This is a genomic window from Pseudomonas sp. NPDC088885, assembly GCF_044750025.1.
GTDB classification, from domain to species: Bacteria; Pseudomonadota; Gammaproteobacteria; order Pseudomonadales; family Pseudomonadaceae; genus Aquipseudomonas; species Aquipseudomonas rustica.
The window spans coordinates 14,433-35,503 of sequence record NZ_JBIVJB010000049.1; the positions used below are offsets into that span (position 1 = coordinate 14,433).

Sequence of the window (21,071 nt, forward strand, 5' to 3'; positions counted from 1 at the left end):
CACGGGATTTGCCACCAACGCCATATTGATATCCGCGCAAAAATGCTCTTTCCAACGGATCACGCTTAAGTCTTCTCATAGGGTGTTGCCCTCACTTGTTGACTGTTTGTGTCGCGTCGACCTCAATCGAGGTCTGGCAGAAAAAACTCTGCCGTGGTGCGGCTCGCTGCCGGCGTGGCGAGCCAAGGTGTTGACGCCGTTGCGACGTCAACCTGTGGTCAGTTCTAACCAATGAGTCACAGCGATGGAATGACCGTTTTGTCATAAGGACGTAACGAAAAGGGTGCTATAGCGATAAGTAACCGCGTATTTATTGAACGTTTATTGAGCAAACCCCGGTATGATCGGCCCCGCGCTGGATGATGGGCTTAATTCTTTAGTGAGAATGACCAACGTTTGCGCTGGGATACTATTCGACGAAGGGTCGCTTTAAGACTTTTTGTTACTCCAACTTTTTTATCTGTCCTTGCATCTAAGCTCTTTTAACCCGAGCAGCGGGGATGGAACGGCACACCTTCGTGCCACGCGGGCGTTCTTTTAGAAAAGCGCCTGATTGAAAACCGGATCGGCAATGCGTTGCCGATTCACTAGCCAAAGGCTTTGTAAATACCATGTCCGACAGTTTCGAACTCTTCCTCACTTGCCCTAAAGGCCTTGAAGGCCTGCTCATCGAGGAAGCCGTCGGGCTTGGCCTTGAAGAAGCGCGCGAGCACACCTCCGCCGTGCGTGGCATGGCGACCATGGAAACCGCTTATCGCCTGTGCCTCTGGTCGCGTCTGGCCAACCGCGTGTTGCTGGTGCTCAAACGCTTCCCGATGAAGGACGCCGAAGACCTGTACCACGGCGTCCTCGACGTCGAGTGGCAGGATCACATGCTCAGCGACGGCACTCTGGCTGTTGAATTCAGCGGCCACGGCTCGGGCATCGACAACACCCACTTCGGCGCGCTGAAGGTCAAAGATGCCATCGTCGACAAACTGCGTACGCCGCAGGGCGACCGTCCGTCGATCGACAAGCTCAACCCGGATCTGCGCATTCACCTGCGTCTGGATCGCGGTGAAGCAATTCTCTCCCTCGACCTCTCCGGCCACAGCCTGCACCAGCGCGGCTATCGCTTGCAGCAGGGCGCGGCGCCGCTGAAGGAAAACCTCGCGGCAGCGATCCTGATCCGTTCCGGCTGGCCACGCATTGCGGCCGAAGGCGGCGCGCTGGCTGACCCGATGTGCGGTGTGGGTACGTTCCTCGTCGAAGCGGGGATGATCGCCGCCGATATGGCGCCGAACCTGCGTCGTGAGCAGTGGGGTTTCACCGCTTGGCTCGGTCACGTGCCAGCGCTGTGGAAAAAACTGCATGAAGAAGCCGCTGAACGCGCCGCTGCCGGTCTGGCCAAGCCACCGCTGTGGATTCGCGGTTACGAAGCCGATCCGCGTTTGATTCAACCGGGTCGCAACAACGTTGAGCGCGCCGGTCTGAGCGATTGGATCAAGATCTACCAGGGCGAAGTCGCGACCTTCGAGCCGCGTCCGGATCAGAACCAGAAAGGTCTGGTCATCTGCAACCCGCCGTACGGCGAGCGTCTCGGTGACGAAGCCAGCCTTTTGTACCTCTACCAGAACCTCGGCGAGCGTCTGCGTCAGGCTTGCCTGAACTGGGAAGCAGCGGTGTTCACCGGCGCGCCGGATCTCGGCAAGCGCATGGGCATCCGCAGCCACAAACAGTATTCGTTCTGGAACGGCGCGCTGCCGTGCAAACTGCTGTTGATCAAAGTCACTCCCGATCAGTTCGTCACTGGCGAGCGTCGTACGCCGGAACAGCGTCAGGCCGAGCGTGAGCAAGCGGCTTACGATCAGACCCCGGACGAGCCGCAAGAGCGCAAGTTCAACAAGAACGGCAACCCGATCAAACCGACGCCAGCCCCGGCACCGGTGATCGAGCAGCCGCGCTTGAGCGAAGGCGGGCAGATGTTTGCCAACCGTCTGCAAAAAAATCTCAAGGCGATGAGCAAGTGGGTCAAGCGCGAAGGCATCGATTGCTACCGCGTCTACGATGCCGACATGCCTGAGTACGCGATGGCGATCGATCTGTATCACGACTGGGTGCACGTGCAGGAATACGCCGCGCCGAAGTCGATCGATCCGGAAAAAGCCTCGGCGCGCATGTTCGACGCACTGGCCGCGATTCCGCAGGCGCTGAACGTCGACAAGAGCCGTGTGGTGGTCAAACGCCGTGAGCGCCAGAGCGGCACCAAGCAGTACGAGCGTCAGAGCGCGCAGGGCAAGTTCAATGAAGTCACCGAGGGCGGCGTGAAGTTGCTGGTCAACCTCACCGACTACCTCGACACCGGCCTGTTCCTCGATCACCGCCCAATCCGCATGCGCATTCAGAAAGAGGCCGAGGGTAAGCGTTTCCTCAATCTGTATTGCTACACCGCGACCGCCAGCGTGCACGCGGCCAAGGGCGGCGCGCGCAGCACCACCAGCGTCGACCTGTCGAAAACCTACCTCGACTGGGCGCGCCGCAACCTGTCGCTGAACGGCTTCTCGGACAAGAACCGTCTGGAGCAGGGCGATGTGATGGTCTGGCTGGAAAGCTGCCGTGAAGAGTACGACCTGATCTTCATCGATCCGCCGACCTTCTCCAACTCCAAGCGCATGGAAGGCATCTTCGACGTGCAGCGTGATCAGGTGCAGTTGATCGACCTGGCCATGGCGCGTCTGGCGCCGGGCGGCGTGTTGTACTTCTCGAACAACTTCCGCAAGTTCCAGTTGGAAGAGAACCTGACCGAGCGTTACGCGGTCGAGGAAATCAGCGCACAGACCATTGATCCGGATTTCGCCCGCAACACCAAGATCCATCGCGCCTGGAAAATAACGGCTCGTTGACGCTTCGCCAGACTGGATCCACAGAGCCTTGATTTTTAAAGGCTCTTGGATCCAGTCAGCGCTAGCCAAATTAATGGCTAATAGCTATAACTCAACCCATGGCCAAGGGGTTTTTCCCGGAACATTGGCGTAGTGAGTTGTCCTTATGTCGTTGCACCCCGTGCGCCCGAAGATACTGGGTTTTATCAGCGAAGAAGTCTCGGCCTGGCTGGTCGCGCTGCTGGTATTGCTCGCCGGCGGGATTCTCACGGGGCTGCTCGCCTGGGCCACGCACAACGAATTTCATCAGCAATTGCGTCAGCGTTTTCAGCTGCTGACCAATGAACGTTACAGCCGCATCGAAGAACGCTTCGAGGATCAAGAGCAACGCCTCGACGGTCTGCGTCGTTTCTTCTCCAATTCTGAATCGGTGTCCCGCGCCGAATTCGACGGTTACACCCAACCTCTGTTACTGCGTACTCAAGCCTATTCGTTCGCCCTCAAGGTCAGTGGCGCCGAGCGCGCGGCGTTTGAGCAGCGCGTGCGTGATGACGGCCTGGGCGATTTCACCATTCGCGAACTGAATGCCCATGGTGAATTGCAACTGGCCGCGCCTCGCGATGAATACGTGCCGGTGCTGTACAGCCAGACCCAGAGCAAGCTCGGCTCGCCGTTGGGTTACGACTTGCTCGCGCAACCGATGCGCCGCGATACGTTGATGCGTGCCGATCAGTTGAACAATCTGGCGGTGTCGCAACCGTTGCACCTGGTCAGTACCGAACCGTCCTACGCACGCGGTGTGTTGTTAGTGGCTCCCGTCGTCCATGAGGGTGAGCAGCAGTCGTTCGGTTATGTCGCGGCGGTGATCAGCATGCGCCAGTTGCTCGCCGACGGTTTGCCGGACGCGTTTCATGACTATCTGTCGGTGCGCATTCTCGATCTGTCGACCAATGATCAGCACGAAGTGTTGTTCGAATCGACCAATGAGCCGGCGCCGAGTGACTTGTCTGCGACTCGCCTGTTGCGAATGGCCGATCACGACTATCAGGTCGATATCCTGCCGAGCGAAGCGTTTATGCAGGCCAACCATTCGTCGGTTGGCAGCATCGTGATTCTCGGTGGGCTGTTGAGCGTTTTGCTCAGTGCGCTGCTGTATGTGCTGGTCAGTCAGCGTCAGCGCGCGGTGCGCATGGTCGAGCAGCGCACCGAAGAGCTGCACGCCAGCGAACAGGAATTGCGCGGCACCCATGGCCAGTTGCGCGGGGTGCTTAACGCGGCGACGCAAGTGGCAATCATCGCCACCGACCTGCGCGGGGTGATTAGCACCTTTAATCCCGGCGCCGAGCAAATGCTCGGTTACAGCAGCGCTGACGTTATCGGCCACATGACCCTGGAAAACCTGCATCTGCCGCGAGAACTCGCCACACGTTCGGCGGAGTTGAGCGCGCGTTACGGCAAAAGCATTCCGACTTGCCACGCGATGCTGGTTGAGGGCGGCGAAGTCGGTGGTCATGAAGCGCGCGAGTGGACGTTGGTGCGCAGCGATGGCAGTCATCTGCCAGTGAACATGCTCGCCACCCCGGTGCTCGACGAGCAGGGGCTTTGGGTCGGGCATCTGGCGATCTGCATCGACATCACCGAGCGCAAGCGTGTGCACGAGGCGCTGGCGGCGCGGGATGTGTTGCTGAAGAAACTCAGCGCCCACGTCCCCGGTGGCATTTACCAGTTCAAGATGGAATTCGACGGGCGCTTCAGCGTGATTTACGCCAGTGACGGCATTCGTGAAATCTACGAACTGGAGCCGGATGTCCTACTACTGAATGCCGAGGCGATCTTCACCCGCATCCATCCGCAGGACACCACGCGGGTGCGCGCTTCGATCCGTGAGTCGGCGGACAACCTCAGCCCGTGGCGCGAGGAATACCGCGTGCAACTGCCCGAGCGCGGCCTGCGCTGGGTGCGCGGCGAGGCAACGCCGGAAGAGCTGCCGGGCGGCGGAGTGTTGTGGCATGGCTACATCTCCGACATTTCCGACCTCAAACGCGTCGAGGAAGAACTGCGTGCGCTGTCGGTGACGGACTCGCTGACCGGCATTCATAACCGTCGTTATTTCCAGGAACGCCTGACCACTGAAATGGCCCGGGTCGAGCGTGGAGGCGGCGAGTTGTCGGTGATCATGCTCGACATCGACCACTTCAAACGCATCAACGACCAGTACGGGCATGCCGTGGGCGATCGGGTGTTGCAAGCGGTGTGCGAGCGCATTGGCCACCGGTTGCGGCGCACCGATGTGTTCTGCCGTTTGGGCGGCGAGGAATTCATGGTGCTGTGCCCAGACATCGACGGCGAGCACGCGCACATGCTGGCGGTTGAGCTGTGGCAGGGCTTGCGGGGCGCGCCGGTGGATGTGGTCGGCGTGGTCACGGCGAGTTTCGGCATTGCCAGTTGGCGCACGGGAGAGGGCGCGGATGCGCTGCTGCTACGTGCGGATTCCGGGGTGTACGCGGCAAAACAGGGCGGCCGCGATCGCGTCGAGCAGATGAGCTAACGCCCAACCCTTGTAGGAGCAAGGCTCGCCCGCGAAAGCGTCGGTTCAGTCACCCACTTCATTGACTGATACGACGCCTTCGCGGGCAAGCCTTGCTCCAACAGACGATCAAAAGATCGCAGCCTTCGGCAGTTCCTACATGTTCACCTGTAGGAGCTGCCGAAGGCTGCGATCTTTTGCTTTTTTGCTTTTAGAGCACTGACGCAGTCTGCGGCAGTTTCGGCTGGCGATACAGATCCAGCAGCACCTGATCGAGTACCGACGAGGCGCCAAACGGGGCTTTGTCGTTGAGGATCGCCACCACCGCCCAGGTATTGCCATTGACGTCACGGCTGAAGCCGGCAATCGCCCGCACGGTGTTCAAGGTGCCGGTCTTGACGTGCGCCTCGCCGCGCATTGCGGTGGTTTTCAGGCGTTTACGCATGGTGCCGTCGGTGCCGGCGATCGGCAGCGAGCTGATGTATTCAGCGGCATACGGGCTGTGCCACGCGGCTTGCAGCATGTTCGCCATTTCACGGGCGCTGACGCGTTCAGCGCGGGACAGACCGGAGCCGTTCTCCATCACCAGGTGCGGCGCGGTGATGCCTTTCTTCGCCAGCCACTGACGGACGACGCGTTGCCCAGCCTTGGCATCATCGCCGTCGGCGTCGTTGCGGAATTTCTGGCCGAGGCTCAGGAACAGTTGCTGGGCCATGGTGTTGTTACTGTATTTGTTGATGTCGCGAATGATCTCGGCCAGATCCGGCGAATAAGCGCGAGCCAGCAGTTTGGCGTTGCTTGGCGTGGTCGCCAGGCGATCACGGCCCTGAATGCTGCCGCCCAGTTCTTTCCAGATCGCGCGCACCGCGCCGGCGGTGTAAGTCGCGTGGTCGAGCAGCGACAGATAAGTCTGCGAGCTGCAGCCTTCGCCCAACTGGCCGCCAACGGTCACGGTCACGCTGCCATCGGCTTGCGGCACCGGGTTGTAGCGCACGCCGCCGGTGCATTGCTTCGACGGCAGGGCTTTGACGGTGTTTTCGATGTGGATGCTGGCAATCGGCGGCTCGACCGAGATCAGTACACGGCCACCGTCGTTGCGCGCAACAAAGCGCAGGGCTTTGAGGTTGACCAGCAGCGAATCCGGTTTGACCAGGAACGGCTTGTTCTCATCATTGCCGTCATCGTTGAATTCCGGCAGTTGCGGCTGGATAAAGAAGTTGCGGTCGAGCACCAGATCACCGGTGATCTGCGTCACGCCGTTGGCGCGCAGGTCGCGCATCAGCAGCCAGAGTTTTTCCATGTTCAGCTTCGGATCGCCGCCACCCTTGAGGTAGAGGTTGCCGTTGAGGATGCCGCCGCTCAGTGTGCCGTCGGTGTAGAACTCGGTTTTCCACTGATGATTGGGGCCGAGCATTTCCAGCGCCGCGTAGGTGGTCACCAGTTTCATGGTCGAGGCCGGATTGACCGACACGTCGGCGTTGAAAACGGTCGCCGTGCCCGGCCCGTCGAGCGGCACCATCACCAGCGACAGGGCGCTAGGTTGCAATTTGCTCGCCTTGAGGGCTTTTTCGACGTTCGGGGTGAGGGAAGTATTGATGGTGGCAGCGGAAACAGGCAGGGCCAGAGGCAGAAGAAGGCCGGCGAGAAACAGTGGACGCAACGATTTGATCATATGAAATAAAACCCTACAGCCGAGGGGAAAAAGACGAGGACATGGATGAAAAGGTCCTCAGTGGTCACGAAAGTGTCGGCATTATGCCCCAAGGTGTAACCGATTGTGGCTTCCTCGGGGTGGCGATTCGTTGATTTTTTTACAGGCGGTCGGCCTCTGTGTCCAGAGAGGCGGGCAAACGATTGCTGAAACTGGTAAAGTGCCCGCCGTATTTACTTAAGAGGATTGTTCCAATGGCGACTAACCGTTCCCAGCGTCTGCGCAAAAAACTGTGCGTTGATGAATTTCAAGAGCTGGGTTTCGAACTGAACCTGGACTTCAAAGAAGACTTGTCCGAAGAAGCCATTGACGCTTTCCTCGAAGCATTCATCAAAGAAGCCATGGAAGCCAACGGTCTGGGTTATGTTGGCGGCGACGACTTCGGTCTGGTTTGCCTGCAGAAGCGTGGCTCGGTCAACGAAGAGCAGCGCGCTGCCGTTGAAGCCTGGCTGAAAACCCGCTCCGAGCTGACCAAGTATGAAGTCAGCCCGTTGCTGGACGTTTGGTATCCGGAAAAGCCGATCAACGCGGCTAAGTGATACTGAAAAAAACGGCGACCTGAGGGTCGCCGTTTTTTTTGGTGGATCAAAAGATCGCAGCCTCGTTTCACTCGACAGCTCCTACAGGGGAGCGCGATCTCCTGTAGGAGCTGCCGAAGGCTGCGATCTTTGCTTTTAAGCTTTGCGCCAATTCAAAATCACCAACGTCAACACCCCCGCAACAATCCCCCAAAACGCCGACCCGATGGAAAACAGCGTCAACCCCGACGCCGTGACCATAAAGGTAATCAGCGCCGCTTCCCGTTCCTTCACCTCAGTCATCGCAATGCTCAAACCATTGATGATCGAGCCAAACAGCGCCAGCGCGGCAATCGACAGCACCAATTCCTTCGGCAACGCTGCAAACAATGCGGCCAATGTCGCGCCGAACACCCCGGCAATCCCGTAGAAAATCCCGCACCACACCGCTGCCGTGTAGCGCTTGTTGCGATCTTCATGGGCGTGCGGCCCGGTGCAAATCGCCGCGCTGATCGCCGCGAGGTTGATGCCGTGGGAGCCAAACGGTGCCAGCAACAGCGAGGCGATGCCGGTGGTGGTGATCAGTGGCGAGGCGGGGACGGTGTAGCCATCAGCGCGTAAAACGGCGATGCCGGGCATGTTCTGCGAGGTCATCGCCACCACGAACAGCGGGATGCCGATGCTGATGGTCGCCGCCAGCGAGAAATGCGGCGTCGTCCACACGGGCGTCGCCACTTCCAGATGAAAACCGCTGAAATCCAGCAATCCCATGAAGCCCGAAAGAGCGGTGCCGATCAGCAGCGCAGCTAGCACGGCATAACGTGGCGACAGGCGCTTGACCACTAAATAGGTGAAAAACATCCCCAGCACCAAACCTGTGCGGTGCTGCGCAGCGACGAATATTTCGCTGCCGATCTTGAACAGAATCCCCGCCAACAACGCCGCCGCCAAGGATGCCGGGATCTTTTTTACCAGCCGTTCGAAGCTGCCGGTCAGCCCGCAAATGGTCACCAGCACGGCGCAAGTGATGTAGGCGCCAATGGCTTCGCCGTAACTGACGCCGCCCAGGCTGGTGATCAGCAACGCCGCGCCGGGCGTCGACCAGGCGATGGTGATTGGCGTGCGATAGCGCAGCGACAGGCCGATCGAACACACTGCCATTCCGATCGAAATCGCCCAGATCCACGAAGAAATCTGCCCGCTGGTCAGGCCCGCCGCTTGCCCGGCCTGGAACATCAACACCAGGGAGCTGGTGTAGCCGGTCATCATCGCGATAAAACCGGCGACGATCGCTGATGGTGACGTGTCGGCCAGCGGGCGCAGTTGATTGTGCGTGGCGTCGTTCATGACGGCGGTGTTCCTTATACCAATGAAGATCCCCGCCATGACGTCAAGCCTTGTAGGAGCTGAGCTTGCTCGCGAAGGCGGCATATCAGCCAATATATCGATTGACTGACACGCCGCCTTCGCGAGCAAGCTCGGCTCCTACAGGGAAATGTGTGCTGAAGGCGGATTCTGCGATCAAGCCTAAACTCAATCGTAACGGATCGTTGCAATACAGCCGAACTCACAAACAGCCGTACAGTCGTGTTGCCACCATCCATTGTGTACAATCGCGGTGTTTTTTACGCGATACTTGCCAGCGACCTACTGTGCCGTATTACAGTCACGGTCTATTCGCCGCAGTTCTCCCGACTCGAGTGCCCATGAACGAACAGTTGCAACCCCTCAAGAAACAACCGCGAGCAGGCAAAGCCGGCCGCAGCGGAACCCAGGACGATATTGTCTACGCGCATATCTTCGAGGCCATCCTCGAACAGCGTCTGGCGCCCGGCACCAAGTTGAGCGAAGAAGCGCTGGGGGAAATCTTTGGGGTCAGCCGCACCATCATTCGCCGCGCGCTGTCGCGTCTGGCCCATGAGGGCGTGGTGCTGTTGCGGCCGAACCGTGGCGCCGTCGTCGCCAGCCCGAGTGTCGAGGAGGCGCGTCAGGTGTTCCTCGCCCGTCGTCTGGTCGAGCGCGCGATCACTGAGCTGGCGGTGCAACACGCCACCGCCGAGCAGATCGCCGAACTGCGCCAGATGGTCAACGATGAGCGCGACAGCTTCTCGCGCGGTGATCGCGGCGCCGGTATTCGTCTGTCGGGCGAATTCCACCTGAAACTCGCGGAAGCGGCGATGAACGCGCCGTTGATCAGCTTCCAGCGCAGCCTGGTGTCGCAGACATCGCTGATCATTGCCCAGTATGAAAGCGGCAACCGTTCGCACTGTTCCTACGACGAACACACCCAGTTGATCGACGCGATTGAAAAGCGCGACGGCGATCTGGCGGTGCGTTTGATGATGCATCACATGGATCACATTGACAGCAAGCTCAACCTCGATGAAGAAAGCGCGTCGGATGATTTGCATGCGGTGTTTTCGCATTTGTTGCAGACCAAGAAGCCAGGGCGCTCGAGCGCCAAGCTCTAAGTGATACCGAGTCGGCCCCTTCGCGAGCAAGCCCTCTCCCACATTTGAAATGCATTCCCCCTGTGGGAGCGGGCTTGCTCGCGAAGGCGATCTGACAGGCAACAAAAAATCCCCCGGGGTGTACACCACCGGGGGATTTTTTTATGCCTTGGAAAAAGCTTAGCGCTGATGCACCAGCGCACCCGCCGCATACGTCTGCTGCACCGTACGATCATCACCCAGCGTCATCAACACAAACAACGACTCGGCAATGTTGTTGGCCTGCTTCAAGCGATAGCTCAGCAGCGGTGTAGCGTTGTAGTCCAGCACCAGGAAGTCAGCGTCGGAACCCGGTTGCAGGTTGCCGATCTTGTCTTCCAGGCGCAGCGCCCGCGCGCCACCCAGCGTCGCCAGATACAGCGACTTGAACGGGCTCAGTCGCGCCCCTTGCAGTTGCATCACTTTGTACGCTTCGTTCAGCGTTTGCAGCAGCGAGAAACTGGTGCCGCCGCCGACGTCAGTGCCCAGGCCGACGTTGAGTTTGTGCTTCTCGGCCATCGGTAGATTGAACAGTCCGCTACCCAAGAAGAAGTTCGACGTCGGGCAGAACGAGATCGCCGAGCCGGTTTCCGCCAGACGCGCGCATTCGTCGTCGCACAGGTGTACGCCGTGGGCAAACACCGAGCGCTCGCCGAGCAATTTGTAGTGGTCGTAAACGTCGAGGTAGCCCTTGCGCTCCGGGAACAGCTCCTTGACCCACTCGATTTCCTTGAGGTTCTCGCTGATGTGGGTCTGCATGTACAGATCCGGGTATTCAGTCAGCAGTTGCCCGGCGAGGGTCAGTTGTTCCGGGGTGCTGGTCGGTGCGAAACGCGGGGTCACCGCGTAGTGCAAGCGACCCTTGCCGTGCCAGCGCTCGATCAGCGCCTTGCTTTCGACGTAGCTGGATTCGGCGGTATCGGTCAGATAATCCGGCGCGTTGCGATCCATCATCACCTTGCCGGCGATCATGCGCAGGTCGAGCTGCTCTGCCTTTTCAAAGAACGAATTCACCGACTGCGGATGCACGCTGCCGAACACCAGCGCGGTGGTGGTGCCGTTGCGCAGCAGTTCCTTGATGAAGATGTCGGCGACGTCATCAGCGTGGGATTTGTCGCCGAACTGGCTTTCGCACGGGAAGGTGTAGGTGTTCAGCCAGTCGAGCAGTTGTTCGCCGTAGGCACCGACCATGCCGGTTTGCGGAAAGTGAATGTGCGTGTCGATGAAGCCCGGGGTGATCAGGGCGTCCTGATACTGGGTGATTTCGATGTCCGCCGGCAGGGTCGGCAGCAAATCACTGGCGTGGCCAAGGGCGCTGATCTTGCCGCCATCGACCACCAGCAGGCCGTCCTCGAAATACTCGTAGGAGGCTTCGATCCCGACTTCGGCGGGGTCGGCAATGCTGTGCAGGATGGCGGCGCGGTAGGCTTTGCGAGTCAGAGGCATGAGGGTTCTCTAATCAGTTTGAGGCTTTGAGTTTGGCGGCCTGACTGCGCCGCGAAACCGGCAGCAGTTTGGCAATCGGTTCGGCGCTGGCAGTCTGCTGGCCGAAGTTGGCGTTATAGGTGGCGATGATTTCGCCGGCGATGGAGATGGCGATTTCCACAGGCAGTTTGCCTTTGACTTCGCCGATGCCCATCGGGCAGCGCATGCGTTGCACGACGCCACTGTCGAAACCGCGATCACGCAGACGGTGTTCGAACTTCGCGCGTTTGGTCTTCGAACCAATCAGGCCGAAGTAGGCGAAGTCGTTGCGTTTGAGAATCGCGGCAGTGAGTTCAAGGTCGAGCTGATGGTTGTGGGTCATGACGATGCAATAACTGCCGGCGGGCAGGTCATCGATTTCATCCACAGGCTCTTCGGCGACGATTTTACGCACGCCGTGGGGGATGTGTTCGGGGAATTCAGCATCACGCGAATCGATCCAGCGCACCCGGCAGGGCAGGCTGGCGAGCAGCGGCACCAAAGCGCGGCCGACGTGGCCGGCACCGAACACGGCGATTTGCGCCTGCACCTGGCCCATCGGTTCGAACAGCAACACGGTGGCGCCGCCGCAGCACTGGCCAAGACTCGCGCCGAGGCTGAAACGCTCCAGATGGGTGTCCTGCTTACCGCTGGCGAGCATCTCGCGGGCGATCTGCATGGCTTTGTATTCCAGATGCCCGCCACCGATGGTGTCGAAGCTCTGGTTGGCGCTGATGACCATTTTCGAGCCGGCGTTGCGTGGCGTCGAGCCGAGTTCTTCGATGATCGTCACCAGCACACAGGGTTCGCCCTGGTTCTGCAGGTCGGCGAGGGCGTCGATCCAGTTGTACATACACACCTCTCAGATCGTTCCCACGCTCTGCGTGGGAATGCATCACTGGACGCTCCGCGTCCGCTGTTCAGGATGCGACGCAGAGCGTCGCGGGGCTGCATTCCCACGCAGAGCGTGGGAACGATCATCAAACAACCTCGGTTTCAGCTTCGACGGCTTTCACCGCTTTCAACTGCCGCATCTGCTCACAACCCCACAACACCCGCTCCGGCGTCGCCGGCGCATCAATCTGCGGCTGATGCTTGTAATCCCCGAGGCTCGCCACGGCATCCTTGATCGCACACCACGACGCAATCCCGAGCATGAACGGTGGTTCACCGACAGCCTTGGAATGGAACACCGTGTCTTCCGGGTTCTTGCGGTTTTCCACCAGTTTCACCCGCAGATCCAGCGGCATGTCCGCCACGGCCGGGATCTTGTAGCTGGCCGGGCCGTTGGTCATCAGCTTGCCTTTGTTGTTCCAGACCAGCTCTTCCATGGTCAGCCAGCCCATGCCCTGGATGAAGCCACCCTCAACCTGACCGATGTCGATGGACGGGTTCAACGAGGCGCCGACGTCGTGCAGGATGTCGGTACGCAGCATCTTGTACTCGCCGGTCAGGGTGTCGACGATCACTTCGCAGCACGCCGCGCCAAAGGCGAAGTAGTAGAACGGACGGCCGCGTGCCTGGCTGCGGTCGTAGTAGATTTTCGGGGTCTTGTAGAAGCCGGTGCTCGACAGCGACACCTGATTGAAATACGCCTGCTGGATCAGCGCTTCAAAGGTCAGGATGTGGTCGCGAACCCGCACATGGCCGTTGTGGAATTCAACGTCTTCTTCAGTGACTTTGAAGTGACGCGCAGCGAATTCGACCAGACGTTTCTTGATGATTTCTGCCGCGTTCTGCGCCGCTTTACCGTTCAGGTCAGCGCCGCTGGAGGCGGCGGTCGGCGAGGTGTTCGGCACTTTGTCGGTGTTGGTCGCGGTGATCTGCACACGATCGATTTCCACCTGGAACACTTCGGCCACGACCTGCGCGACTTTGGTGTTCAGGCCCTGGCCCATTTCCGTGCCGCCGTGGTTAAGGTGGATGCTGCCATCGGTGTAGATGTGGATCAGCGCGCCGGCCTGGTTCAAGAAGCTCGCGGTAAACGAAATACCGAATTTCACCGGGGTCAGCGCCAGGCCTTTTTTCAGGATCGGGCTGTTGGCGTTGTAGCGACGGATCGCTTCGCGACGCTCGTAGTACTGGCTGCTTTCTTCCAGTTCGGCGGTCATTTCCTCGAGCATGTTGTGCTCGACGGTCTGGTAGTAATGGGTGACGTTGCGCTCGGTTTTGCCGTAGTAGTTGGCCTTGCGCACCGACAGCGGATCGACGTTCAAGTGACGGGCAATCGCGTCCATCACTTCTTCGATCGCGACCATGCCCTGCGGGCCACCGAAACCACGGTAAGCAGTGTTCGACGCGGTGTTGGTCTTGCAGCGGTGACCGTTGATGGTCGCGTCGCCGAGGTAGTACGAGTTGTCCGAGTGGAACATCGCACGGTCAACGATCGACGCGGACAAGTCCGGCGAGCAGCCGCAGTTACCGGCCAGATCCATGTTGATCCCGTGCAGGCGCCCGGTGCTGTCGAAGCCAACGTCGTATTCGACGTAGAACGGGTGACGCTTGCCGGTCATCAGCATGTCTTCAACGCGCGGCAGGCGCATCTTGGTCGGCTGACCGGTGAGGTGCGCAACCACCGCGCACAGGCACGCCGGACTGGCGGCCTGAGTTTCCTTGCCGCCGAAACCACCGCCCATGCGGCGCATGTCGACGACGATTTTGTTCATCGACACGTCGAGCACTTCGGCGACCAGTTTTTGCACTTCGGTCGGGTTCTGCGTCGAGCAGTAAACGATCATGCCGCCGTCTTCGGTGGGCATTACCGAGGAGATTTGCGTCTCCAGGTAGAAGTGTTCCTGACCGCCGATGTGCAGCGTGCCTTGAATGCGGTGTTCAGCAGTGGCCAACGCAGAGGCCGAATCGCCGCGCTGGTGGGTGTGGCTGTCGAGGACGAAGTGGCGTTTGCGCAAGGCTTCGACCACGTCGAGCACCGGTTCGAGGTCTTCGTATTCGATGATCGCGGCCATTGCCGCTTTGCGCGCGGTTTCCAGATCTTTCGCCGCGACGGCGAGCACCGGTTGACCGACGAACTGCACGTCATCGATGGCCAGCAGCGGGTCGCCTGGCATCAGCGGGCCGATGTCTTTCAGGCCCGGCACGTCTTCGTGGGTGATGGCGATGCGCACGCCTTCGAAGGCGTAGCACGGCGAAGTGTCGATGCTGATGATTTTCGCGTGGGCGCGGTCTGACATGCGTGCATACAAGTGCAACTGGTTGGGAAATTCCAGGCGGTCATCGATGTACTGCGCTTCACCGGACACGTGTTTGGCGGCGCTGTCGTGTTTGACGCTGCGGCCGACACCGGAGGTCAGATCCTTGGCGAACAATTCAGCCAGTTCAGCTTGAGTTTTCTCTACGCCGTGATGGTTAGACATAAGTGGTCACCCGAGTCTCGATGTGCGGTGTTTGCAGTTCGATGAAGTATTTACGCAGCAGGTTTTGCGCGCTGAGCAGGCGATATTCCTTGCTGGCGCGGAAGTCCGAGAGCGGCGTGAAATCTTCCGCCAGCGCGGCGCAAGCACGTTCGACCACAGCGTTGTTGAACGGCGCACCGATCAGCGCAGCTTCACAGTTGGCTGCGCGTTTCGGGATCGCGGCCATGCCGCCAAACGCCATGCGTGCATCGGTGATCACACCGTTTTCCACGCGCAGGTTGAACGCGGCGCAGACGGCGGAGATGTCATCGTCCAGACGCTTGGAGACTTTGTAGGCGCGGAACAACTGCTCGGCGCTGGCGCGCGGCACGATGATCTTCTCGATGAACTCACTTTCCTGACGGGCCGTGACTTTGTAATCGATGAAGTAATCGTCGAGGTTCAGGGTGCGGCGGGTTTCGCCTTTGCACAGCACAACCTGCGCGCCGAGAGCGATCAGCAGCGGCGGCGAGTCACCGATCGGCGAGGCGTTGCCGATGTTGCCGCCGAGGGTGCCCTGGTTGCGGATTTGCAGGGAAGCGAAGCGGTGCAGCAATTCGCCGAAGTCCGGGTACTCGGCGTTCAACGCTTCGTAGCAGTCGGAGAGGGCAGTGGCGGCGCCGATTTCGATGCGGTCATCGAAGGTTTCGATGCGCTTCATTTCCGCGACGTTGCCGACGTAGATCATCACCGGCAGGGTGCGGTGGAACTGGGTGACTTCCAGCGCCAGATCGGTACCGCCAGCCAGCAGACGTGCTTGGGGATAAGCGTCATAAAGGTCGGCCAGATCGGCGACAGTCAGCGGCACCAGGCAGCGCTTGTCGCCACTGTTCAGTTCGCCGATATCGGTCGGAGCGATAGCTTTCAGACGAGCAATGGTGTCCGCTTCGCGGGCATCGAACTGATCCGGTTGCTTGCCGCAGCAGGATTGCTCGGCAGCCGCCAGAATCGGCCGGTAGCCAGTGCAACGGCAGAGGTTGCCGGCCAGTGCTTCGTGGGCTTTGGCGTGATCGGGTGCATCGCTGTTCTTTTGCAGGGCGAATAGCGACATGACGAAGCCGGGAGTGCAGAAACCGCACTGCGAGCCGTGGCACTCGACCATGGCTTTCTGCACGCTGTGCAGTTCACCTTTGTGCTTGAGGTCTTCGACGCTGATCAATTGTTTGCCGTGCAGCGACGAGACAAAGGTCAGGCACGAGTTGAGGCTGCGATAGCGAATGTGTTCGCGGCCATCGTCATCCGTTTGCAACTCGCCGACCACCACGGTGCAGGCGCCGCAGTCACCGCTGGCGCAACCTTCTTTGGTGCCCGATTTACCAACGTGTTCACGCAGGTAATTGAGCACAGTCAGATTCGGGTCCAGGGCGTGCTCGCTACGGAGTTCCTGGTTAAGTAAAAACTGGATCACGGAAGGCCTCGCAGACTCATTATTGTTGTTAACCGACTTGAGCCGAATTTAGCAGGTCTGACTTTTCGGTCAATGGTTTTCTGACTTAAAGGTCAGGAAAATCCATTTCGTCGATCAACAACGTGTCTATTCAGTATTGACCTTCATTGGTCAGCCTGGTTTTTTGTTTGGTTTTCTGAAGAAAACTGCGGGAATCGTGCCAAAAACCGCTGAGTGGGCACTCCGCCATGACCGTGCATTTGCGCTACACTGCGCCGCTTGTGCAGATCGATAGAGTTTGAAGGACAACCATGACGTTCAAGGCGCCGGACAGCCTCGCCGAGCAAATTGCTCACCACCTCGCCGAACGCATCATTCGTGGCGAAATGAAGCCGGGAGAGCGCATCCAGGAACAGAAGGTCACGCTGGCACTGAATGTCAGCCGCGGTTCGGTCCGCGAAGCCTTGCTGATCCTCGAACGCCGCCACCTGATCGCGATCCTGCCGCGTCGTGGGGCGCACGTCACCGAAATGACGCCGCACAAGGTGCAGAGCCTGTGCACGCTGATGAGCGAGTTGTACATCCTGCTCGGCAACTCGGTGGCCAATGGCTGGCAAGTCCAGTCGGACATGGCGCCGTTCGTGCAGATCCAGCAGCGCCTGACCGCCAGCTACGAGCGTCAGGACATCCGCAGCTTTGTCGATGACAGCTTCAGCGTGATGCGCGCCGCCTATCCATTTGCCAACAATCCTTACCTGCAAGAAACGGTCGAGAACCTGCAGCCGGCGATGAGCCGCGCCTACTTCCTCGCCCTCGAACAGCGCAAGGCGGAAATGAGCGAGTTCCTCGAACTGTTCGAACGCCTGCTGGCCGCCGTGCTGGCCCGTGATTTGCCGCAGATCCGCATCGTGCTCACGGCTTATGGCCAGCGCAGCTGCGATCTGGTGGTTGCTGCCTTGACGGGCGCTTAAGCGTGCGGCTCAAGTGCATCAAACTCGCGGGATTCAAATCCTTCGTCGACCCGACCACGGTGAACTTCCCCAGTAACATGGCGGCGGTCGTCGGGCCGAATGGTTGCGGCAAGTCGAACATCATCGACGCCGTTCGCTGGGTGATGGGCGAAAGTTCAGCGAAAAACCTGCGTGGCGAGTCGATGACCGACGTCATCTTCAACGGCTCGACCAGCCGCAAACCGGTGAGTCAGGCCAGTATCGAGCTGGTTTTCGACAACTCCGACGGCACCTTGCTGGGCGAGTACGCGGCCTACGCCGAAATCTCGATTCGCCGCAAAGTTACCCGCGACAGCCAGACCACGTATTACCTCAACGGCACCAAATGCCGTCGTCGCGACATCACCGATATCTTCCTCGGCACCGGTCTCGGTCCGCGCAGCTACTCGATCATCGAGCAGGGGATGATCTCCAAGCTGATCGAATCCAAGCCCGAAGACCTGCGTAACTTTATTGAAGAAGCCGCCGGCATCTCGAAATATAAAGAGCGCCGTCGCGAGACCGAAAACCGCATCCGCCGCACCCACGAAAACCTCGCGCGTCTGACTGACTTGCGCGATGAGCTCGAGCGTCAACTCGAACGCCTGCACCGTCAGGCCGAAGCGGCGAAGAAGTACCAAGAATTCAAAGCCGAGGAGCGTCAGCTCAAGGCGCAACTGTCGGCCCTGCGCTGGCAGGATCTGAATGATCAGGTCGGTCAGCGCGAGTCGATCATCGGCACCCAGGAAATCAGTTTCGAAGCCTTGATCGCCGAGCAGCGTAATGCTGACGCGGCCATCGAACGCTTGCGCGACGGTCACCATGATCTGTCCGAGCGCTTCAATCTGGTGCAAGGGCGCTTCTATTCGGTCGGCGGTGATATCGCCCGGGTCGAGCAAAGCATCCAGCACGGCCAGCAACGACTGCGGCAGTTGCAGGACGATCTGAAAGAAGCCGAGCGCGCCCGTCTCGAAACCGAATCGCATCTGGGCCACGACCGCACGCTGCTGCTGACCCTCGGCGAAGAGCTGGACATGCTCACCCCCGAGCAAGAAGTCACCAGTGCGGCCGCCGAAGAAGCCGCTGCGGCGCTGGAAGATTCCGAAAGCGTCATGCACGGCTGGCAGGAGCAGTGGGACGCTTTCAACCTGACTGCCGCCGAACCGCGCCGTCAGGCTGAGGTGCAGCAGTCGCGCATCCAGCAGCTGGAAGCCAGCATGGAGCGCCTCGCCGATCGGCAAAAGCGTCTCGGCGAAGAGCGCGCGTTGCTCTCGGCCGACCCGGAAGACGCGGCGATCATGGAGCTCAACGAGCAGCTCGCCGAGTCCGAAGCGACCCTCGAAGATTTGCAGACCAGCGAAGAAGCGCAGGTCGAAAAACTCGAACAACTGCGTCAGGAATTGCAGCAAGCGCTGACCGCGCAGCAGCAGGCGCAGGGCGATTTGCAGCGCCTCAATGGTCGCCTCGCATCCCTTGAAGCGTTGCAGCAAGCAGCGCTCGATCCGGGCACCGGCACTGCCGAGTGGCTGAAGGAGCACAACCTCGCCGAGCGTCCGCGCCTGGCTGAAGGTTTGAAGGTCGAGGCCGGTTGGGAATTGGCGGTGGAAACCGTGCTCGGCGCCGATCTGCAAGCGGTGCTGGTCGACGACTTCAGTGGCTTCGATTTGTCCGGTTTTACTCAGGGTGATCTGCGTCTGCTCAGCCCGGCCAGCGATGGCGTGCGGGTGGCGGGCAGCTTGCTGGATAAAGTCGACGCGCAGATCGATCTGTCGCCATGGCTCGGTCAGGTCAAACCGGTCGACAGCCTTGAGCAAGCCTTGGCTTTACGCGGGCAGTTGAGCGCTGGCGAGAGCTTGATCAGTCGCGACGGTTATTGGGTTGGTCGGCATTTCCTGCGCGTACGACGTGCCAGTGAAGCGGAGAGCGGCATGCTCGCCCGTGGTCAGGAAATCGAAGCGCTGCACCTCGAACGCGAAGAGAAAGAAACCACCGTCGAAGCCATGGAAACCCGTCTGCAAACCCTGCGTGCGCAACAGCGTCAGCAGGAAAACGGTCGCGAACATTTGCGTCGTTTGCTGCAAGACGAAGCGCGCCAGCAAGGCGAACTGAAAGCTCAGTTGTCCGCCGGCAAAGCCAAGGCTGAACAGTTGACCTTGCGTCGCACGCGTCTCGATGAAGAGTTGATCGAACTCGGCGAACAGCGTGAGCTTGAGCACGAACAAGTCGGCGAAGCGCGCATGCACTTGCAGGAAGCGCTGGATGCCATGGCGCTGGACACCGAACAGCGCGAGTTGTTGCTGGCCCAGCGTGACAGCCTGCGCGAACGCCTTGATCGTGTGCGTCAGGAAGCGCGGCAGCATAAGGATCACGCCCATCAATTGGCCGTGCGTCTCGGCTCGTTGCGCGCGCAGCATGACTCCACGCGTCAGGCGCTGGAGCGTCTGGAAATGCAGTCCGAGCGCCTGACTGAAAAGCGCGAACAGTTGAGTCTGAACCTGGAGGAGGGCGAGGCGCCGCTGGAAGAGCTGCGCCTGAAACTCGAAGAGCTGCTCGACAAGCGCATGACCGTCGACGAAGAACTCAAGACCGCGCAGATCGCCCTGGAAGACGCTGACCGCGAATTGCGCGACGCGGAAAAACGCCGGACTCAGGCTGAACAACAATCGCAATTGATTCGCGGCCAACTCGAACAGCAGCGCATGGAATGGCAAGCCCTGACCGTGCGCCGCAAGGCCTTGCAGGATCAATTGCTCGAAGACGGCTACGATCTCAACGGCGTGCTCGCGACATTAACCGCGCAAGCCAGTGAACGCGAAGCCGAAGAAGAACTCGAACGCATCAATGCGCGGATTCAACGCCTGGGCGCGATCAACCTCGCGGCCATCGACGAATACACGCAGCAGTCTGAACGCAAACGTTATCTGGATGCGCAGGACGCTGATCTGGTCGAAGCACTGGAGACGCTGGAAAACGTTATCCGCAAGATCGACAAGGAAACCCGTAACCGCTTCAAAGATACCTTTGATCAGATCAATGGCGGTTTACAGGCGCTTTTCCCAAAAGTTTTCGGTGGCGGGCGCGCGTATTTGGAACTGACGGGCGAAGATCTACTCGATACAGGGGTAACGATCATGGCGCAGCCGCCGGGGAAGAAGAACAGCACCATCCATTTGCTCTCCGGCGGGGAAAAAGCCCTGACCGCATTGGCACTGGTTTTTGCGATCTTCAAGTTGAACCCGGCGCCGTTCTGCATGCTCGATGAGGTTGACGCGCCGCTGGATGACGCTAACGTTGGACGCTACGCACGCTTGGTCAAAGAGATGTCGCAGACCGTGCAGTTCATCTATATCACCCACAACAAAATCGCCATGGAAATGGCCGAACAGTTGATGGGCGTAACGATGCATGAACCGGGTTGTTCGCGACTGGTGGCGGTGGATGTCGAGGAGGCGATGGCGATGGTGGACGCCTAGCGGCGCAGCTACGAGCGACAAGCTTTGAGCTACAAGCTAGAAGCTTACGGCTCGAAGCCTGAGCGAAGCGAGCCCACAATTTGCGCAGCGATTTCGACAGACGGTGTAAAGTTGCCTTTGGTCGTGCTAGTTTAATGTCAAATTTTCGTATACGTGGGCAAAACGCCTGTCAGAACATAGAGTTGGCGCCACGTTTTAAAGCGGTTTGCACAGTGTAAACCCCTTATTTTTCAGCATTT

12 protein-coding genes and 1 pseudogene are annotated in these 21,071 nt (G+C 59.6%); 6 read left to right on the forward strand and 7 right to left on the reverse strand.

Annotated features, from left to right (window positions below):
• A pseudogene (locus ACIP1X_RS18440) lies at window positions 1–79 on the reverse strand (ribosome modulation factor); the annotation flags it as partial.
• Between the two features lie 532 nt (window positions 80–611).
• On the opposite strand from ACIP1X_RS18440, the gene rlmKL reads away from it, so the two are divergent.
• Together rlmKL and ACIP1X_RS18450 are read left to right on the forward strand one after the other, a co-directional pair.
• Complete coding sequence (gene rlmKL / locus ACIP1X_RS18445; protein WP_400754131.1) at window positions 612–2,882, forward strand: bifunctional 23S rRNA (guanine(2069)-N(7))-methyltransferase RlmK/23S rRNA (guanine(2445)-N(2))-methyltransferase RlmL; 2,271 nt, start codon at window positions 612–614, stop codon at window positions 2,880–2,882.
• 145 nt (window positions 2,883–3,027) lie between these two features.
• A complete protein-coding gene (locus ACIP1X_RS18450) occupies window positions 3,028–5,409 on the forward strand; it encodes a diguanylate cyclase (protein WP_400754134.1) in 2,382 nt (793 codons plus the stop codon).
• A 190-nt stretch (window positions 5,410–5,599) separates the two neighbouring features.
• On the opposite strand, the gene dacB is transcribed toward ACIP1X_RS18450, so the two are convergent.
• Window positions 5,600–7,060: a D-alanyl-D-alanine carboxypeptidase/D-alanyl-D-alanine-endopeptidase gene (gene dacB / locus ACIP1X_RS18455; protein WP_053118738.1), complete on the reverse strand. Its 1,461-nt coding sequence runs from the start codon at window positions 7,058–7,060 to the stop codon at window positions 5,600–5,602.
• 233 nt (window positions 7,061–7,293) lie between these two features.
• On the opposite strand from dacB, the gene ACIP1X_RS18460 reads away from it, so the two are divergent.
• Entirely contained in the window at window positions 7,294–7,638 is a 345-nt protein-coding gene (locus ACIP1X_RS18460) for a YggL family protein (RefSeq protein WP_007916365.1), read from the forward strand.
• Window positions 7,639–7,773: 135 nt separating this feature from the next.
• On the opposite strand, the gene ACIP1X_RS18465 is transcribed toward ACIP1X_RS18460, so the two are convergent.
• Window positions 7,774–8,964 (reverse strand): benzoate/H(+) symporter BenE family transporter, encoded by a 1,191-nt coding sequence (locus ACIP1X_RS18465; protein ID WP_400754137.1) that lies wholly within the window; start codon window positions 8,962–8,964, stop codon window positions 7,774–7,776.
• Between the two features lie 359 nt (window positions 8,965–9,323).
• On the opposite strand from ACIP1X_RS18465, the gene ACIP1X_RS18470 reads away from it, so the two are divergent.
• A complete protein-coding gene (locus tag ACIP1X_RS18470) occupies window positions 9,324–10,088 on the forward strand; it encodes a GntR family transcriptional regulator (RefSeq protein ID WP_212544344.1) in 765 nt (254 codons plus the stop codon).
• 159 nt (window positions 10,089–10,247) lie between these two features.
• Here the strand turns inward: ACIP1X_RS18470 and guaD are convergent, their stop codons facing one another.
• The 4 genes from guaD to xdhA all read right to left on the reverse strand — a co-directional run bounded on the left by guaD (window position 10,248) and on the right by xdhA (window position 16,391).
• Complete coding sequence (gene guaD / locus ACIP1X_RS18475) at window positions 10,248–11,552, reverse strand: guanine deaminase (RefSeq protein WP_400754139.1); 1,305 nt, start codon at window positions 11,550–11,552, stop codon at window positions 10,248–10,250.
• A 13-nt stretch (window positions 11,553–11,565) separates the two neighbouring features.
• Complete coding sequence (gene xdhC / locus ACIP1X_RS18480) at window positions 11,566–12,423, reverse strand: xanthine dehydrogenase accessory protein XdhC (protein WP_158955213.1); 858 nt, start codon at window positions 12,421–12,423, stop codon at window positions 11,566–11,568.
• Window positions 12,424–12,550: 127 nt separating this feature from the next.
• The gene (xdhB, locus tag ACIP1X_RS18485; protein WP_400754141.1) at window positions 12,551–14,944 is read right to left on the reverse strand and encodes a xanthine dehydrogenase molybdopterin binding subunit; all 2,394 of its coding nucleotides are present in this window, start codon (window positions 14,942–14,944) and stop codon (window positions 12,551–12,553) included.
• Window positions 14,937–16,391: a xanthine dehydrogenase small subunit gene (gene xdhA, locus ACIP1X_RS18490; protein WP_400754143.1), complete on the reverse strand. Its 1,455-nt coding sequence runs from the start codon at window positions 16,389–16,391 to the stop codon at window positions 14,937–14,939. The genes xdhB and xdhA overlap by 8 nt, the downstream gene beginning before the upstream one ends.
• A gap of 290 nt (window positions 16,392–16,681) precedes the next feature.
• Here xdhA and ACIP1X_RS18495 point away from each other — a divergent pair, with 290 nt between their 5' ends.
• Window positions 16,682–17,341 (forward strand): GntR family transcriptional regulator, encoded by a 660-nt coding sequence (locus ACIP1X_RS18495; RefSeq protein WP_053118751.1) that lies wholly within the window; start codon window positions 16,682–16,684, stop codon window positions 17,339–17,341.
• A gap of 2 nt (window positions 17,342–17,343) precedes the next feature.
• On the forward strand, window positions 17,344–20,832 hold the full coding sequence (smc, locus tag ACIP1X_RS18500) for a chromosome segregation protein SMC (RefSeq protein ID WP_400754146.1): 3,489 nt from the start codon (window positions 17,344–17,346) through the stop codon (window positions 20,830–20,832).
• Window positions 20,833–21,071 lie beyond the last annotated feature (239 nt).

Excerpts from the sequence above, each read along its gene's own strand:
- dacB (WP_053118738.1), bottom strand. The coding sequence starts at position 7,060 with ATGATCAAATCGTTGCGTCCACTGTTTCTCGCCGGCCTTCTTCTGCCT.
- ACIP1X_RS18460 (WP_007916365.1), top strand. The coding sequence starts at position 7,294 with ATGGCGACTAACCGTTCCCAGCGTCTGCGCAAAAAACTGTGCGTTGAT.
- ACIP1X_RS18470 (WP_212544344.1), top strand. The coding sequence starts at position 9,324 with ATGAACGAACAGTTGCAACCCCTCAAGAAACAACCGCGAGCAGGCAAA.
- xdhC (WP_158955213.1), bottom strand. The coding sequence starts at position 12,423 with ATGTACAACTGGATCGACGCCCTCGCCGACCTGCAGAACCAGGGCGAA.
- guaD (WP_400754139.1), bottom strand. The coding sequence starts at position 11,552 with ATGCCTCTGACTCGCAAAGCCTACCGCGCCGCCATCCTGCACAGCATT.
- xdhB (WP_400754141.1), bottom strand. The coding sequence starts at position 14,944 with ATGTCTAACCATCACGGCGTAGAGAAAACTCAAGCTGAACTGGCTGAA.
- ACIP1X_RS18450 (WP_400754134.1), top strand. The coding sequence starts at position 3,028 with ATGTCGTTGCACCCCGTGCGCCCGAAGATACTGGGTTTTATCAGCGAA.
- ACIP1X_RS18465 (WP_400754137.1), bottom strand. The coding sequence starts at position 8,964 with ATGAACGACGCCACGCACAATCAACTGCGCCCGCTGGCCGACACGTCA.
- ACIP1X_RS18495 (WP_053118751.1), top strand. The coding sequence starts at position 16,682 with ATGACGTTCAAGGCGCCGGACAGCCTCGCCGAGCAAATTGCTCACCAC.
- rlmKL (WP_400754131.1), top strand. The coding sequence starts at position 612 with ATGTCCGACAGTTTCGAACTCTTCCTCACTTGCCCTAAAGGCCTTGAA.